Here is a 15,392-nt window from a genome sequence, read left to right as displayed (position 1 = left end):
CTTCAATCGGTCTTGCCATTTCATCTGATCGGTGAAGATCGCTTGCCCTATTCTCAGTTTTTCTAACGCAATGTTGACGAGCCTGCAAAACCCTTTGATCAAGCAATTGCGTAAGCTGCATCGTGCCAAAGAACGGCGAGAACAGCAGCTTTTTCTATTAGAAGGGACGCATTTGCTGGAAGAAGCCTGTGCGGCTGAGGCTACGTTAGAAACAGTTTGCCACACTGAAGCGTGGCGATCGCAGCACCCAACGCTATGGCAAAACCTCACAGACATTGCCCAGCGAATTGAGTTAGTGAGTCCAGACGTGCTTAGGGCGATCGCCACCACTGTTGAACCTGACGGCGTTGTGGCGACCGCAGGGCGCATTCACGCTCAACCTCTGCATTTCACCCAGTTGGGCTTGATGTTAGAAACAATTCAAGACCCTGGTAATTTAGGAACGATTATCCGTACGGCAGCAGCGGCAGGCGCAGAAGGCTTGCTGCTCAGTGATGACAGTGTTGATTTAGATAACCCTAAAGTGCTGCGATCGTCAGCAGGTCAGTGGTTTCGGTTGCCAATGGCGGTGAGTGCTGATCTAACGGCAGAGGTTCTCAAGTGCAAAGCTGCGGGGATGCAAGTCATCTCTACCGCTCCCACCGCACCTCAGACTTATTGGGAAGTTGATTTTTGTCAGCCGACTCTGATCTTGCTGGGAAACGAAGGCGCAGGGCTGTCTCAGGCATTAAATGATCTCGCCGATCGACAGGTGACAATTCCATTAAGTCGACGTGTAGAGTCGCTCAACGTGGCAATTTCTGCTGCATTGATCCTATATGAGGTGAAACGGCAAAGAGGTTAAGAGAACTGCTGATGCTTGGTTTCTGGTTCTTAACGTCTAACTCAGAAAAATCTCGACTTAAAACCTCACTGCTGACCCGCGTCCGATCGAGCCAGTGCCCCCGATCAGATTCTAAACTCGCCAGAGCGTCAGACTGTTTGAGTTGCTGATAAAACTGCGAGTCTAAAACCGAGGCAAACTGTGAGTTTCGCCGTTGAGGACGAATCGCCTGGGACTCTGAAAGCAAAGACTGATCAGACGGGGGTTGAGTCGAGGCAACTTCGATCGCAACCAGTGCCCCCATCGAAGCGACCCAACTGCCCAAGGCGACGATCGTCAACCACTTTTCAAACTTTCTGTTCATCCCTAGACTCCACAAACTGCTCAGGCAGTGGTCTTTTTCGAGGTGTTCATCTCCCCCAGGGGCGTTAGGGTTTGCAGGCACCGCCAGAGTTCTAAAAAAGTCAGATCTGGTAAAACTGCTTCTTTAAGACTGGCGAACCTACAAATAATGCTGACTCAACTGTATAGCCTTTTTAAGAGGTCAGCAAGGGTATCCGTGTTGCAATGTCAATGGTAAATTGACGCAATCAACTACGAAATTTTGCTGAAGTCAGATTTCGCTTTAAAGATGATGTGGCTTGTCACTATTTTGCTTAAGATTAATCTTCACAAAGAGATGCTGATGCTAAGGATTTGACGAAATGACGATTTTGAAGTGGATGAGATCTGCAAAGGTTGGCGGTGTTTTAGCGGCACTGATTTTGGCGGTGGTTGTTATTGGCTGCAACGTTTTTAGCAGCACTGCTCAACCTGCCCTCAACACTCAACTTTTATGGTATGGACAATCTGCCTTCAAGCTAACTACCCCTTCGGGTAAGGTTTTGCTGATTGATCCCTGGCTCACTAACCCAGTCAACCCGACTGGAAAAGCAGATTTGGCAAAGCTCGATCGCGCTGATCTAATCCTAATCACTCACGGACATTTTGATCACGTTGGAGACGCGACGGCGATCGCTCAAAAAACAAAAGCTAAACTCGTAAGCACGGCTGATTTAGGTCAAGCCCTAGTAGCTTACGGCAGCTATCCAAAAGATCTCGTAGGGCTAGAGACTCAAGGAAACTTTGGGGGAGAACTGACGCTGCTGAATGGTGATGTCAAAGTGGCGTTTATTCCAGCCGTTCATAGCTCTGCGGTGGCATCTGATGGCAGCCCTGCTCAATATGCCGGAAACCCTGGTGGATTTTTAATCAGCGTCAAAAATGGGCCTGTGATCTACCACACGGGCGACACTGATTTATTTCAAGACATGACGCTGATCCCCCGGTTTGGCAAAGTCAGCTTGATGCTTGCCTGCATTGGAGATCACTTTACGATGGGCCCCACACGGGCAGCAGAGGCGGTTAAATTGGTCAATCCTGTCACGGTGATTCCTATGCACTTTGGCACGTTTCCAGCCTTAACAGGGACTCCTGAAGCGTTTGCTCAAGCGCTCAGGCAGCAAGGGGTGAAGAGCCAACTACGAGTGATGAAGGTGGGAGAAGCGATCAAACTATGACAAACGAATAACAGAAAAAGCAAGATTGTCCGATTTTGATAACTAAACAGACAGACTTCACAACCCTTAGATGGCATGGGTGGAGTTGATTAATTAGATGCGATAGCTTTTGCGACTCAATCCAGTTTATTCTGCTGTTTGCAGGTTTCTAAAGCGATCGGACTTCCCCTATGAAACTATCAGTGGTCATTCCCTGTTTCAATGAAATTTCCACCATTAGTCAAGTTGTTAAATCCGTAAAAGCTTCTCCAGTCAAAGATCTGGGTGTTGAGATTGAAGTAATCATCGTCGATGACTGTTCGATCTACGGCACGATAGATTTACTCAAACAAGTGGTTGAATCCCAGGTAGATCAGGTTATCTACCACCCTAGAAATCGGGGTAAAGGGGCGGCTTTGAGAACAGGGTTTGCTGCTGCGACTGGAGACGTTGTGATCGTCCAAGATGCTGATTTGGAGTACGATCCGCGAGAATTTTCCGTGATGATTCGACCGATTTTAGAAGGCAAAGCAGACGTTGTGTTTGGCTCACGGTTTATGGGCAGTCAGCCCCATCGCGTCGTCTACTATTGGCACATGATTGGCAATCAATTTTTAACCACGCTCTCCAATATGCTGACTAATATCAATCTCACCGATATGGAATCTTGCTATAAAGCATTCCGGCGAGACGTGATTCAGTCAATCAGAATTGAAGAGAATCGATTTGGGTTTGAGCCAGAAATCACTGCCAAAGTCGCAGGAATGGGTTGCCGGATCTACGAAGTCGGCATCTCCTATTACGGACGCACCTACAAAGAGGGTAAAAAAATTACCTGGAAAGACGGAGTGAGAGCAGTTTTCTGCATTCTCAAATACAACCTCTTTCGCTCTAAAAAGGTCTCTTCTGCCTCTGGTCAGTCTTACGAAAGGTTTACGCCCGATGTTTAACCCAACCCGATCGAAGCACAACGCCTCAAGGCTTTTGGAGAAGTGGGTAAAGTTTTGCTCTCGCACTGGGTGGTTCTATCTGCTTCTCTGCTTGCTGGGATTGATCATGATGTTTTATCCCACTCTGTTTAGCGGCTTTTCTAAAATGCCAGGAGATCCAGGAGATCCTTGGTTGAATCAGTACTTTCTAGAGCATTCCTTCCAGCTTGTCTTTAACAGAAATTACACTGCCTCCCCGTGGTCTCCTGCCTTTTTCTATCCTTTTCCCAATGTCCTAGCCTTTTCAGACAACTTGTGGGGAGCAGCACCTATCTATTGGTTGCTCAGAGCTTTTGCCTCGACTGATACCGCATTCCAACTGTGGATGATGCTGGTTTCTGCGCTGAACTTCTTTGGCTTCGCTTTTGTGCTACACCGTCAACACATTAGACGGGAACTCGCAGGACTGGGCGCGTTCCTGTTCGCGTTTGGAATGCCTAGAATCTCTCAGATTTCCCACTCGCAGTTGTTTCCCCAATTCTTTACTCCATTGGCATTGCTGTGTCTTTGGGAGTTTAGCCGCCAGCCTACTCGCCGACGATTAGCACTTTCGCTGCTGCTGATCTATTTGCAGGTTCTTTCTGGGATCTATCTAGGCTGGTTTCTGTTGCTGAGTTTGCTAGTTGCCATCCCTTTACTTTGGTTTATGGAACGCCCTGGTTACAGCGAAGGGACTGGAAGCTTTGGGGTTCGATTTGCCGCTTTTTGCCGAACTCACTGGGCATCTGTTCTGCTCATGTTTACAGGATGGGGACTCGGTATGGTACTTACGCTCATGCCTTATCTGCAAGTTAAAGCGTTGATTGGGGAACGCACTTACGCAGAGGTGAGTCAAATACTTCCTCGTCTGGTTTCCTGGTTTCTTCCGTCTCCTCAGTCACCTTGGGGAATGGTTTGGTATGATTCGGTCTCTGCTAAACTGCCGCTTTTTTGGGAACATTCGCTGTTTCTAGGTTTTACGGTGATTGGTCTATTAGGTCTGGGTCTGTATGCTGGGATAGCACAGAAAATTCCACCTCAGCGTTTTTTGCTCGTCAAGCTTTGTCTAGGGGTGTCGGCTCTGCTGTTCGCAATCTCGCTACGATTCCCGAACGGCTTTTCCCTTTGGCAATTTGTGTATAGCCTGGTTCCAGGAGCGACTGCGATTCGGGCGGTGTCACGAATCTGGACGATAATAGATTGCTATTTACTCATTGCAATTTGCTTAAGTGCTGATGCGTTTTTCAACTCGATTCTAAATCGACGAACAGCTTTGGGAGGACAAAGGAGGATGACATCACTTCCATCTATCTTCCTCGGTTTGTGCCTGATAGAGCAGATAACTTTTAATATTCCTGCCTACGATAAAACACCCTACTTAAAGCTAGAAGCTGAGGCGGCCCAATTGATGCAGGGCTGTGAAGTTGCGTATACGCAAACTCTTCCAGCCCAGGTTGTGGATCAACTGACCGCAATGTGGGCCGGGCTAAAGGCAAATGTGCCCGTTGTGAATGGTTATTCAGGAAATTTACCGCCTAACTATTACAGCTCTGACAAGCCGATGAGTTTTCCTCAAGTGGCGAACTGGCTGATGCAGTCTCAAAAGGGAGGGATTGAAAAACCTCAGCGGCTTTGCCTGATTTCTCGTCTTTCAAAAACTGAGGGTGGCTCGAAACTAACTTTCTCACATGAACCTCAGTTTCGAGTCACTCACTATCAGCTTCCGATTTCTCCCATTCCTGCGGTGGATATTCAATATCTGCCGAGTACTCTTCCAAAATTTCTGAAAACAGGCGACTCTTTTCAACTCCCTGTGATTCTTAAGAACACGAGCAACTTCACCTGGTCATCTTGGGGGCGTTACCCAACCCATTTTTCCTACCGATGGTTTGACCTATCAGGGCGGTTACCTAGAGAGCCTCTCAGAACTTTGCTGCCTTCAGATGTAAATCCTGGCGAATCGACCGCGATCGTGGCAACCATTCAAGCTCCCCTTTTGCCCGGAGAGTATCGTTTGGTGCCGACAATGGTTCTGGAACAAGGGTTCTGGTTTTCTGATCGAATGCCTAATCCACTCTCAATCCCGTTAAAAGTGACTCTTTCTGATAGTCTTTAGTCACTAAATTAAGATGAGAATTGGATAAGGGATTAGAGGCTTGACTTTAAGGGTGAAAAGACGCGCGATCGCACCTCTCAAACTCAAAATTAAGCCTTTCTTCTCCGTTCTCCATTGACATACTCCTCTGGCTAAAGCCTGAAGAATTCTAGGATCAAACAGCAATTGCAGGCGTAGCCTGTCTGACATTGCCTAACCTAACGGTCGATGCCCCGACAACGTATAGGGACTATAGCTTTTTTTGCCCTGAAGGGCAAGGCTTTAAACCCATCACACCGTGGTAAAATAAGAAGTTCTGCGGCACAGTTGACAACAGGAATATTATGGCGAAGCGTGTTCAATTAGTCCTTAATCAGGACGTGAGTAAGCTGGGTAAATCGGGCGATTTGGTCGAAGTGGCCCCCGGTTATGCCCGAAATTATTTGATCCCCCAAGGTAAGGGACAAAATGCAACGGCGGGTCTTCTCAAGCAGGTTGAGCGGCGCAAAGAGAAAGAGCGTCAGCGTCTTGCAGAACTGAAGGAAGTCTCAACCACTCAAAAAGCGGCACTCGAAAAAGCGGGCAGCTTTACGATCGCTAAACAAGTCGGTGAGAATGACGCGATCTTTGGCACCGTCACCAACCAAGAAGTGGCAGATGTGATCAAACAAATCACGGGGCAAGAAATCGATCGCCGTGGCGTTACGCTCCCCGATGTTCACAAGATTGGTGAATATAGGGCTGAAATTAAGCTGCATCCTGAAGTAACCGCAACGGTGATCATTCAAGTCGTTGCCAGCTAGCGATCGGGTTTGAACTTTGAATTTTTTCACTCAAAGTTCTGTAGCAAGTACATTTTTACTAGTCTCTGCTAGACTATTGTTAACAGTATATTGAGGGGCGAGTAGAGCAGCGAGGCGGTAGCTCACCCCTTGATTTGCCTTCACCTTGTTGAAACTGCCCCGTCATGGCTCAAGAACAGCTTAACTTTCAGCCGTTTCAAGATAAAGTTCCGCCTCAAAATATTGATGCAGAAGAAGCGATTTTGGGAGGCATCTTGCTTGACCCCGAAGCGCTGACTCGCATTCTCGATCTAATTGCACCAGAAGCCTTTTATCTCAGCGCTCATCGAGAAATTTTTAGAGCGGCGATCGCCCTTCAAAATCAGGGCAGCCCAACCGATCTGATGAGCGTCACCACTTGGCTGCAAGATCGCGGCTTGCTCGATAAGGTGGGCGGACAAAACAAATTAGTGCAGTTGGTCGATCGCACGGTGAGCGCTGTCAACATTGACCAATACGCGCAGCTTGTCACCGATAAATTTTTGCGCCGTAAGCTAATCAAGGTCGGGCAAGAAATTTCTCAACTCGGTCACAAAACGGCTGAAGAGTTAGAAACGGTTTTAGATGACGCAGAGCAGAAGGTCTTTAACGTCACTCAAGCGCGCCCACAGCAGGGACTTGTTTCAGCAGCCGATGTGCTGACTCAAACCTTTTCAGAAATCGAGCGCCTTTCAACAGGCATGGCAACGCCCGGTTTATCTTGCGGCTTCTATGATTTAGACGCGATGACTCAGGGGTTTCAGCGATCGGATCTGATCATTGTTGCAGGTCGCCCGTCGATGGGAAAATGTCTGGCAGCTAACTCAGAAATCGTTTTAAGTGACGGCAGCGTGACGACGATCGAGCAAATTTATCATCACGGCTGTGCCACTCTCCTGACCTTAAACACTGACTGGAAGTTTGGATTTACCCGGCCCTCAGCGTTTGTCGATGATGGGATCAAGCCCGTTTTTAGAGTGACGACGCGATCGGGTCGCTCAGTCGATTCGACTTTGAGCCATCCCTATTTGACGATCGACGGCTGGCGATCGCTAGCGCTGCTTAACCTCGGTGAAAAGATTGCCGTGCCTCGCAAGCTAGAAGTTTTTGGTACGGAGTCCATTCGAGATTCTGAAGTCGAATTGCTTTGCGACACAGCTACTCAGATGCAGGAAATTCCGGCGATCGTCTTCAAATTGCCGCGATCGCAGGTGGCACTCTTTCTCAACCGCTTGTTTGTGACTGATGGCTGGGCAACGGTTTTAGCGAGTGGTGAATCTCAATTAGGCTATGCTGCGGTCAACCATCGGTTAGCAAAACAGATTCAGCATCTGCTGCTGCGCTTTGAAGTGATTGCTTCATTGAAGTCGCGATCGCCTAAATACCATCTCGACATTACCGATACGCGATCGATGCAGACATTTATTGCAGAAGTCGGTATCTTCGGCAAAGAATCGGCACTTCAAAAAGTCAGTCAAGCGATCGCCGACAAATCCGATCAACTAAGTCGAGATTTAATTCCCCTTGAGATTGGACGAAGTAACGTTCAGTCGGGCAAGATGGCTTTGCTAGATCGTCCCCTTCAAGCGGCAACTAGTGAAGTGTATTGGGACGAAATTGTTGAGATCGAGCCGCTAGGCAATCAACAAGTTTATGACTTAACCATTCCAGAAACTCACAATTTCGTTGCCAATGACATTTGTGTTCATAACACGAGTTTTGTCCTGAACGTGGCTCGCAACATTGCGGCTTATCATAAACTTCCTGTTGCCATCTTTAGTTTAGAGATGTCAAAAGATCAGCTAGTGCAACGATTACTTGCCAGTGAAGTGCGAATTGAGAGTGGGCGACTACGGGCAGGGCGGATCAGCCAGAATGAGTGGGAACCGCTGGGACACGCCATCAGCACATTGTCGCAGTTGCCGATCTTTATTGACGACACGCCTAATTTAGGGGCAAATGAAATGCGATCGCAGTCTCGTCGCCTTCAGGCAGAGCAGGGTGGCGCGTTGGGGTTAGTGCTGATCGACTATTTGCAGCTAATGGAAGGGAACGGCAGCGAAAATCGAGTGCAGGTGTTGTCACGAATTACGCGATCGCTGAAAGGTCTTGCCCGTGAGTTAAACGTGCCTGTGATCGCGCTATCTCAACTGAGCCGAGGAGTTGAGTCCCGCACCGAAAAGCGTCCCATGATGTCTGACCTTCGCGAGTCGGGGTCAATTGAGCAAGACGCCGACCTCGTAATGATGTTATATCGCGATGAATATTACAACAAAGACACACCCGATCGCGGCATCGCTGAAGTGATCATCAGCAAACATCGCAACGGGCCGACCGGGACGGTGAAACTTTTATTTGAGCCTCAATTTACGCAGTTTCGCAACCTTGCCTCTCCAAATCGGAGTTAGGGTCTCGAGTATCACAAAGCAACTACGATGATCCTGTGTATTATTATTATTATTAATAGTAGTAATAATGATTAATTTTCTTAGCAGCCAGTTGCGGTAGCGTTTAAAATCTGGCAAAAAATTGACTGCCTCAGTTAGTCCTTCAAAGTTGATTTATTTCACTGATTAGCATTTGCCGCGATGGATACACATGGCTGAGTCTAAACTGATCACGAGTCAGCTTACGGCGCTACCTGGCTATAAAGTTCGGGAAAGCCTGAAGGCAAAACACGTCAGCCTGAGAATGACCGTTCAAGACGGACTAGAGGTGATCGTTCCCAAAGGGTTTGATCAAAGTCGCATTCCTGAAATTTTGCACACCAAGCAAAGTTGGATTGCGAAAACGATCGGGCGGCTAGAAGAGCAGCGTCAACAACTCTCGCTCGAAGCTTCTCACGAGTTGCCCGATCAGTTGCAGCTTAGAGCGATCGACCAATGCTGGAAAGTTGAATATCAACCGACCCATTCTCAGCGAGTCACGCTCACCGAGAAAGACAAGTCGCGGCTGATTTTGCGCGGCTGTACTCAAAACGAAGATGCCTGCAAGTCACTATTGCAGCAGTGGCTCAGTCACAAAGCCTATCAGCGGCTGGTGCCGTGGCTATGGTCAGTCAGCCAAGAATTAAATCTTCCGTTTAACAAAGCCTCGGTCAGGGGGCAAAAGACGCTTTGGGCAAGCTGTTCTCAGCAAAAAAACATTAGCCTTAACTATAAGCTCTTATTTTTGCCGACTCATCTGGTGCGCTATGTGCTGATTCACGAGCTTTGTCACACCACTCATCTCAACCATTCTGCTCAGTTTTGGGGGTTGGTTTTTGAGAAAGAATCAGACTATAAAGCGCTCGATCGCGAACTCCGCAAGTCGAGTCACTATGTCCCCGGCTGGCTAGAACCGTCAATATTGGGCAAAACTGAAGATCAGTTCTAGACGTTGAACGATCGCACGTTGTCTCAGAAGCTTCATCTTCTCCTCACAAACTCTGCCTATAGAGAGGCGTTCTCTACACGATCGCATTCTTAAGCTGATGCCAGTCGTGATTGAAAATTTTTGCTATGAGCAATGAGCCAACTGAAAGACTGCCAGATTTCGAGAACAAAAACGCCGAAGCCTTAAAAGCCAAAACCGTCAACCCAATGGATTTGGTATCTACGAGCAGATATGAAGGCAACCCCAGAGAGCTAATCGAAAATCCTGGAGTTGCGCCAGAAATGCTAAACGAACCCGACGATTTGCGTTCTGATGAGATCCATGAGGACTAAGCGATCGCCAACATCTAATCTCACATAGGTCAAATCGATCATGTCATTAGACCTATAGAAAGATGCGAGATGATCCTCCGATCGAGTGATGATCTGTTGCTATTGCAAAACTAGAGTATTGCGATGAATCGTTGTCTAAAACTCTATTGAGGTCGAGCGCGGTTTGAATTTATTTAATGTCAGTTTGACAGAAGCGGTTTGCTCCGATTGTGGATTCGGGAAGCCCCCTAAATCCCCCAATTTGGGGGACTTCAAGCCAAAATTTCCGGTTCAAAGTCCCCCAGAATGGGGGATTTAGGGGGCAGAAGCCCTGAAGAACGAAGTAAAAGAACTCATGAACTGACGTTTATTGAACCTGTTTAATTTGTCCTTTAGCTCTCATTCCTAACAGCAACTCTTTTTAACAAAAATTTGCTCCAAGACCATTGCCTTTACTCAATGTGCAGTCATGAAAGTAGCCCTCGTCCATGACTATTTGACGCAACGGGGTGGAGCGGAGCGAGTCTTTGAGTTGCTCTGCAAGCATTACCCCGATGCTGACATTTTCACGTCTCTCTATGAGCCACAGCACTCGATCGATCTGGGCGATCGGCGAGTTTACACCACTTATTTGCAGCAAATTCCTCATGCAGCTAGATACTTTAAGCTGTTAGCGCCTTTCTATTACTCAGCGTTTCGGGCCCTTGATTTAAGTGATTATGATTTGATTATCAGCAGCAGCACCACTTTTGCAAAAGGGGTGAAAAAACGCCCCGATGCCAAGCACATTTGCTTTTGTCATAATGTTACCCGCTTTTTATGGGACACCAAAACTTACCTGCGCGAATACACTGCCTATCAGCCGTTTTATCCCTTGATTGAGTCGCTGTTTCAAAGAATGCGGCAGGCAGATTTAACATTCGCTCAAGAGCCAGATTTATATATTGCCAACTCTAGCGTTGTGGCACGTCGAATTCAAGAAACCTATGATAAGCCTGCTCTGGTGATTAACTACCCGATCGACAGTGAGCAATTCACGTTTTCGGCTCAAAAAGAAAACTTTTATCTAGCGTCGGCTCGACTGCTCGGCTATAAGCGCATTGATGTGATTGTGGAAGCGTTTAACTGGCTGGGCTGGAAGTTAATGATCATTGGCGATGGCCCCGAACGAGAAACGCTGCAAGCCCGTGCGTTAAAGAATATTCAATTTTTAGGGCACGTCAGCGATGTCGATCGTAAACAACTGCTGGCAAAATCACGATCGGTGATTGTCACCGCCCTCGAAGACTATGGCTTAGTGCCGATCGAGGCAAACGCCAGTGGCACCCCTGTGATAGCTTATGGGGCAGGTGGTGTGCTAGACACTCAAGTTCCTGGCAAGACAGGCATTTTCTTTAAGTCACAAACTCCCGAATCGCTGCACACGGCGTTGCTTGACGCAAGAAAAATCTCCTGGGATTACAGCACCATTCGTCACCATGCCCTCAGTCGCTTCTCAGAAAGCGTCTTTTTCGAGTCGGTCGATCGCGTCATTCAGGAGGTTTGTCTGGCATAGAAGCGATGAGTTGAGTTTTGCAAAAGGAGTTCCTATCGTGGCTGAGAGTCATCTAAATTTAATCGCGGCTGCCGACCCCGATCCGGGCTATGGGCAACTGTTGTCGGTGTTGATGCGGCGGCGGCTGTGGCTGATCGGCGGGTTAGGGTTGTCGCTGATCGGAGCCGCCCTATTTACCCTATTTTCTAAGCCGACTTTTCGTAGCTCAATGCAACTGTTGAGTGAGTCTAACTATCGCAGTCGCAAAACCGATAACCCAGCTACCCCATCGTTTGCAGACTCTAATGTTGAGATCGATAATGCCACGCAGTTAAATTTGATGCGATCGTCGCAACTGCTGCAACGGGCGGTTGACCAGTTAAAACTCAACGGCTCAAACCTTGACGTAGGCGACCTTCAGAAAGGACTCACGGTCAGCCAGGTGATCGAGCAGAGAGGTAACGACAAGATCAATACCAGCATCTTTGAGATGGTTTACACGGGTCACGATCGTCAACAAACCCAAGCGGTCTTGCAAGCGATTCAACAGGTGTATCAGCAATATAACCTGGAGCAGCAAAAAGCGAGGCTGACTAAAGGGTTGGGGTTTATTAACGAACAGATTCCGCAAGTCGAGGCGCGAGTCAATCAGGCAGAAGCCGCACTAGAGCGATTTCGCAAAAATCAAGATCTCATCGACCCTGAACTTCAGTCAAAGTCAATGGTCGATTCTCTGGCGGCAGTGCAGAAAGATCAGCGTGCCAATCGGACTGAGTTGCAAGATCTGCAAGCTCGCTATGGAGCACTACAACAGCAGTTGGCGCGATCGCCTCAACAAGCTACGATCGCGGCTCGGCTGAGTCAATCTCCGCGCTATCAGGCATTGCTCAACGAGATTCAAAAAACCGAGGTGGCGATCGTTCAGCAACGCTTACGCTTTAAAAAGGGCCCATTTATTGATCAACTGAGTGAACAACGACAGAAACAGCAAGCGCTTTTGCAGCAAGAAGTGCAGCGAATTTTAGGCGCACAAGCGGCGGCGATCGCTCAGTCGGGTGATGGACTGGTTGCGATCGGGCAACTCGGAGAAAATGACCTGAAATTTGCGAGTGCGTTAGTGGAGTCGCAAGTCAATTTGGTTGCTGCCCAAGCGCGCGATCGCAGTCTTACCAATAATGAACTACAGCTTCGAGGTGAGCTAAAGCGGTTTCCGAGTTTGCTGGCTGAATACAATCGCCTTCAGCCCAATGTGCAGGTGAATCGAGACACCTTGCAGCAACTCCTCAAAGCGCGGCAGGATCTAGGGCTAGAAATTGCGCGTGGAGGATTCGATTGGCAGGTGGTCGAGCAGCCCAAAGTCGGGCAACAAATTGGCCCAAATTGGCTACGAAATCTGCTGCTCGGAGCGGTGGGCGGCTTGATGTTAGGCGGCGTTGCAGCGTTCTTGCGAGAGGCGGCTGATGATGCGGTTCGCACGTCTGAAGATTTCAAGCAGCAAGTTCCGCTACCGCTGTTGGGTATGGTGCCAGAAGTGCCATTGGGGGAAATCAATCCTCGATCGATCGCGATGCCCTTTCAAAAAGCCGAAAACTTGGCTCCTTCCATGATGCAGGTGATTCACTGGGCCCCATTCCGCGAGTCACTGGATTTGATTTACAAGAATATTCAGCTATTGACGGCGGCGAATCCGCTCAGGTCGCTGGTGGTTACTTCTGCGCTGGCAGGTGAGGGAAAATCAACGATCGCGCTCGGTTTGGCAATCAGTGCGGCGCGTCTGCATCAGCGAGTGTTGATCATTGATGCTGATTTGCGTCGTCCGGGGTTACACAAACAGCTTGAGTTGCCTAACGAACAAGGGCTGTCTACGCTGCTGTCGGGCGATCGGATGCTGAGTCAAAATGCGATTCAACTGGCGGGCACCTACAGCGATCTTTCGATCTCGGTTTTGACGGCGGGCCCGGCTCCTAGCGACCCGGTGAAGTTGCTCAGTTCTCGTCGCATGAAGGAACTGATGACGGTGTTTGAGCAGAGCTATGATTTGGTGATCGTCGATGTGCCCCCGGTGTTAGGCATTGTCGATGCAATGCTGGCGGCATCGTTTTGTGATGGCACGTTGCTGGTCGGCAAAGTTGGACAGGTGACGCGCAATGAGGTGACCCAAGCAGTGACGGCCATGAATCGTTTAAATCTGGTTGGCATGATCGCAAATGGCGCAGCGATTCCTGGCAATCAATATTATCGGAACGTGGCAGTTTCTTAAACCAAGAGTCGAGGTTCAGCTTAGTATCCTGGATTAAATAATGTAGGACAGCCATCTCGGCTGTTTCAATCAGGCAAAATGGCTGACCTACAAAGTTATCAGAGTTGTTTAATTTGCAATTCTTAGGTAAAAAGGCACTCCTATTTCTTCAAAATCCCTCAAAAGATAGGTGAATTATCTTCCAGATCCTTAATAACTTAGTAAACTCTAATAAAACGCGTCTCCGTAGATCTACTACTAGAAGCGATCGCTACAAATAGAGGGTTTAACTATCTAACAGCGTTCAAACAACTGTTTAATCTCTCTTGAAATAAATCCTACTCGACTCGATTTCAAGTCAGACTTTCGCAGGCTTAAAATTTTCTTGTATATAAACTTACTCTCCTTACCCTGAGAGAAGTTCAACTCTTACCCTTAGTTTTTTGACTCATGGTTTGTATCTTCTATCACTTGCAAAAGTGAAGCCGTCTTTTCTTTTTCCTAATTACTCAGGGTCTATGGACAAAGACCCATGCGAGATTTCACTTTTAGAGTTTAATTTAACGACTACGGATCTAACTTGGAGTAGATTTTTTTTCTCGTCAGCCTATTAATATTTAAGTTACTTAATACTTAGAGTGGTTGAGAAACGTTCAGGGGTGCACCTGAAAAAACATTGATTAGAACGCTCAACTATTGTCGGCTTGTCTCCTTCGATTTGTGTCTTTTATTGCAATTTCAGTCAAACCTCTATGACGACTTTTAATCCTCCAATTTTGCAGGAAAGCCGCTCTCTAGTCAGGGAAAGATTGGGGGTTGATTCTCCTATCTGTGTACTCAAATGGCGACGAAAACAATTGCTCGTCTTGCGATCGCAGCAGCAGAGTCATCCTTCCCATCTACCGCCCCTGACCAATGAACGACGGCTGATTGACTGTCTAAGCCACTCCCCCATTCGGCTGGTGCGTGCCGATGCCAGTTTGGGTGAATCTGGACTGAGGTTTTGGGCAAATGCCTGTGAAAGCTCGCACAAAACGCTCTATCTGAGATTGCCCGCCGCTTCTAAACTCCCCCACAAGCGCATTGGCTTTTTTTGGGGCTGTAAGCGAGTGTTAGATCTCAGCCTAGCGTCATTGATGCTGGTGTTGTTGAGTCCGGTGCTGCTGACGATCGCAGCTCTAATCAAGGTTTCCACGCCTGGACCAATTTTGTTTCGGCAGTGGCGGGTTGGGCAGCGAGGCAAATTATTTAGAGTGCTAAAGTTTCGCACGATGACGGTCAACGCCGAACAGCATCACCATCAAATCATGGCAGATCAGGCGCACACCAACCTGCATAAGCGGCACGATGACCCTCGGATTACGCCTCTGGGCAGATGGTTGCGAAAATATAGCCTAGATGAATTGCCCCAGCTATTTAACGTGCTGTTAGGCGAGATGAGTCTAGTAGGGCCGCGACCCTGGGCGCTTTATGATGCTGTTCGCATTCGTCCAGAAATGTTAGAGCGATTGAATGCCCTGCCTGGAATTACCGGAGCTTGGCAGATTCAAGCGCGATCGCATCTGTTAGACATTGACATGGTGAACGATCTTGACCTGGAATATCTGCGTAACTGGTCATTAACCGAGGATCTAAAAATTCTTCTAAGAACAGTGCCCAAAGTGCTATCAGGCTTTGGGGCGTGTTGA

At 48.1% G+C, this 15,392-nt stretch carries 13 protein-coding genes; 11 read left to right on the top strand and 2 right to left on the bottom strand.

Translation table 11 applies throughout. The features are described 5' to 3' along the window. The first annotated feature begins 94 nt into the window (after nucleotides 1-94). Complete coding sequence (locus C7B65_RS07100; RefSeq protein WP_342353002.1) at nucleotides 95-844, top strand: TrmH family RNA methyltransferase; 750 nt, start codon at nucleotides 95-97, stop codon at nucleotides 842-844. Here the strand turns inward: C7B65_RS07100 and C7B65_RS07095 are convergent. After that, nucleotides 786-1,187, bottom strand: coding sequence for a hypothetical protein (locus tag C7B65_RS07095; RefSeq protein ID WP_143162017.1), 402 nt, complete (start codon nucleotides 1,185-1,187; stop codon nucleotides 786-788). The genes C7B65_RS07100 and C7B65_RS07095 overlap by 59 nt on opposite strands. 340 nt (nucleotides 1,188-1,527) lie before the next feature. On the opposite strand from C7B65_RS07095, the gene C7B65_RS07090 reads away from it, so the two are divergent. The 3 genes from C7B65_RS07090 (at nucleotide 1,528) to C7B65_RS07080 (ending at nucleotide 5,445) form a co-directional block, all read left to right on the top strand. After that, nucleotides 1,528-2,382: a metal-dependent hydrolase gene (locus C7B65_RS07090; RefSeq protein WP_223257310.1), complete on the top strand. Its 855-nt coding sequence runs from the start codon at nucleotides 1,528-1,530 to the stop codon at nucleotides 2,380-2,382. Between the two features lie 170 nt (nucleotides 2,383-2,552). Then, a complete protein-coding gene (locus C7B65_RS07085) occupies nucleotides 2,553-3,311 on the top strand; it encodes a glycosyltransferase family 2 protein (RefSeq protein ID WP_073070128.1) in 759 nt (252 codons plus the stop codon). Continuing rightward, entirely contained in the window at nucleotides 3,304-5,445 is a 2,142-nt protein-coding gene (locus C7B65_RS07080) for a COG1470 family protein (protein WP_073070127.1), read from the top strand. Before C7B65_RS07085 ends, C7B65_RS07080 begins: the two co-directional genes overlap by 8 nt. Nucleotides 5,446-5,448: 3 nt before the next feature. Here C7B65_RS07080 and C7B65_RS27350 read toward each other — a convergent pair whose 3' ends face one another. Further along, complete coding sequence (locus tag C7B65_RS27350) at nucleotides 5,449-5,634, bottom strand: hypothetical protein (protein WP_143162016.1); 186 nt, start codon at nucleotides 5,632-5,634, stop codon at nucleotides 5,449-5,451. Nucleotides 5,635-5,768: 134 nt separating this feature from the next. Here C7B65_RS27350 and rplI point away from each other — a divergent pair, with 134 nt between their 5' ends. The 7 genes from rplI to hepC all read left to right on the top strand — a co-directional run bounded on the left by rplI (nucleotide 5,769) and on the right by hepC (nucleotide 15,392). Next, nucleotides 5,769-6,227: a 50S ribosomal protein L9 gene (rplI, locus tag C7B65_RS07075; RefSeq protein WP_073070126.1), complete on the top strand. Its 459-nt coding sequence runs from the start codon at nucleotides 5,769-5,771 to the stop codon at nucleotides 6,225-6,227. 164 nt (nucleotides 6,228-6,391) lie between these two features. Then, nucleotides 6,392-8,653, top strand: coding sequence for a replicative DNA helicase (dnaB, locus tag C7B65_RS07070; protein WP_073070125.1), 2,262 nt, complete (start codon nucleotides 6,392-6,394; stop codon nucleotides 8,651-8,653). A 190-nt stretch (nucleotides 8,654-8,843) separates the two neighbouring features. Beyond that, complete coding sequence (locus C7B65_RS07065; RefSeq protein ID WP_073070124.1) at nucleotides 8,844-9,620, top strand: M48 family metallopeptidase; 777 nt, start codon at nucleotides 8,844-8,846, stop codon at nucleotides 9,618-9,620. 125 nt (nucleotides 9,621-9,745) lie between these two features. After that, nucleotides 9,746-9,952: a hypothetical protein gene (locus tag C7B65_RS07060; protein WP_073070123.1), complete on the top strand. Its 207-nt coding sequence runs from the start codon at nucleotides 9,746-9,748 to the stop codon at nucleotides 9,950-9,952. Nucleotides 9,953-10,400: 448 nt separating this feature from the next. Further along, entirely contained in the window at nucleotides 10,401-11,486 is a 1,086-nt protein-coding gene (locus tag C7B65_RS07055; RefSeq protein WP_073070122.1) for a glycosyltransferase, read from the top strand. Nucleotides 11,487-11,523: 37 nt separating this feature from the next. After that, complete coding sequence (locus tag C7B65_RS07050; RefSeq protein ID WP_073070183.1) at nucleotides 11,524-13,725, top strand: GumC family protein; 2,202 nt, start codon at nucleotides 11,524-11,526, stop codon at nucleotides 13,723-13,725. 731 nt (nucleotides 13,726-14,456) lie between these two features. Next, complete coding sequence (hepC, locus tag C7B65_RS07045; protein WP_073070121.1) at nucleotides 14,457-15,392, top strand: heterocyst development glycosyltransferase HepC; 936 nt, start codon at nucleotides 14,457-14,459, stop codon at nucleotides 15,390-15,392.

The organism is Phormidesmis priestleyi ULC007, assembly GCF_003003695.1.
GTDB classification, from domain to species: Bacteria; Cyanobacteriota; Cyanobacteriia; order Leptolyngbyales; family Leptolyngbyaceae; genus Phormidesmis_A; species Phormidesmis_A priestleyi_A.
Note: the sequence above shows the minus strand (reverse complement) of the source record. Positions and strands in the feature narration are given on the sequence as shown.

Coding starts and splice junctions, on each gene's coding strand:
- dnaB (WP_073070125.1), top strand. CDS start 6,392: ATGGCTCAAGAACAGCTTAACTTTCAGCCGTTTCAAGATAAAGTTCCG.
- hepC (WP_073070121.1), top strand. CDS start 14,457: ATGACGACTTTTAATCCTCCAATTTTGCAGGAAAGCCGCTCTCTAGTC.
- C7B65_RS07090 (WP_223257310.1), top strand. CDS start 1,528: ATGACGATTTTGAAGTGGATGAGATCTGCAAAGGTTGGCGGTGTTTTA.
- C7B65_RS27350 (WP_143162016.1), bottom strand. CDS start 5,634: ATGTCAGACAGGCTACGCCTGCAATTGCTGTTTGATCCTAGAATTCTT.
- C7B65_RS07065 (WP_073070124.1), top strand. CDS start 8,844: ATGGCTGAGTCTAAACTGATCACGAGTCAGCTTACGGCGCTACCTGGC.
- C7B65_RS07085 (WP_073070128.1), top strand. CDS start 2,553: ATGAAACTATCAGTGGTCATTCCCTGTTTCAATGAAATTTCCACCATT.
- rplI (WP_073070126.1), top strand. CDS start 5,769: ATGGCGAAGCGTGTTCAATTAGTCCTTAATCAGGACGTGAGTAAGCTG.
- C7B65_RS07095 (WP_143162017.1), bottom strand. CDS start 1,187: ATGAACAGAAAGTTTGAAAAGTGGTTGACGATCGTCGCCTTGGGCAGT.
- C7B65_RS07060 (WP_073070123.1), top strand. CDS start 9,746: ATGAGCAATGAGCCAACTGAAAGACTGCCAGATTTCGAGAACAAAAAC.
- C7B65_RS07055 (WP_073070122.1), top strand. CDS start 10,401: ATGAAAGTAGCCCTCGTCCATGACTATTTGACGCAACGGGGTGGAGCG.
- C7B65_RS07080 (WP_073070127.1), top strand. CDS start 3,304: ATGTTTAACCCAACCCGATCGAAGCACAACGCCTCAAGGCTTTTGGAG.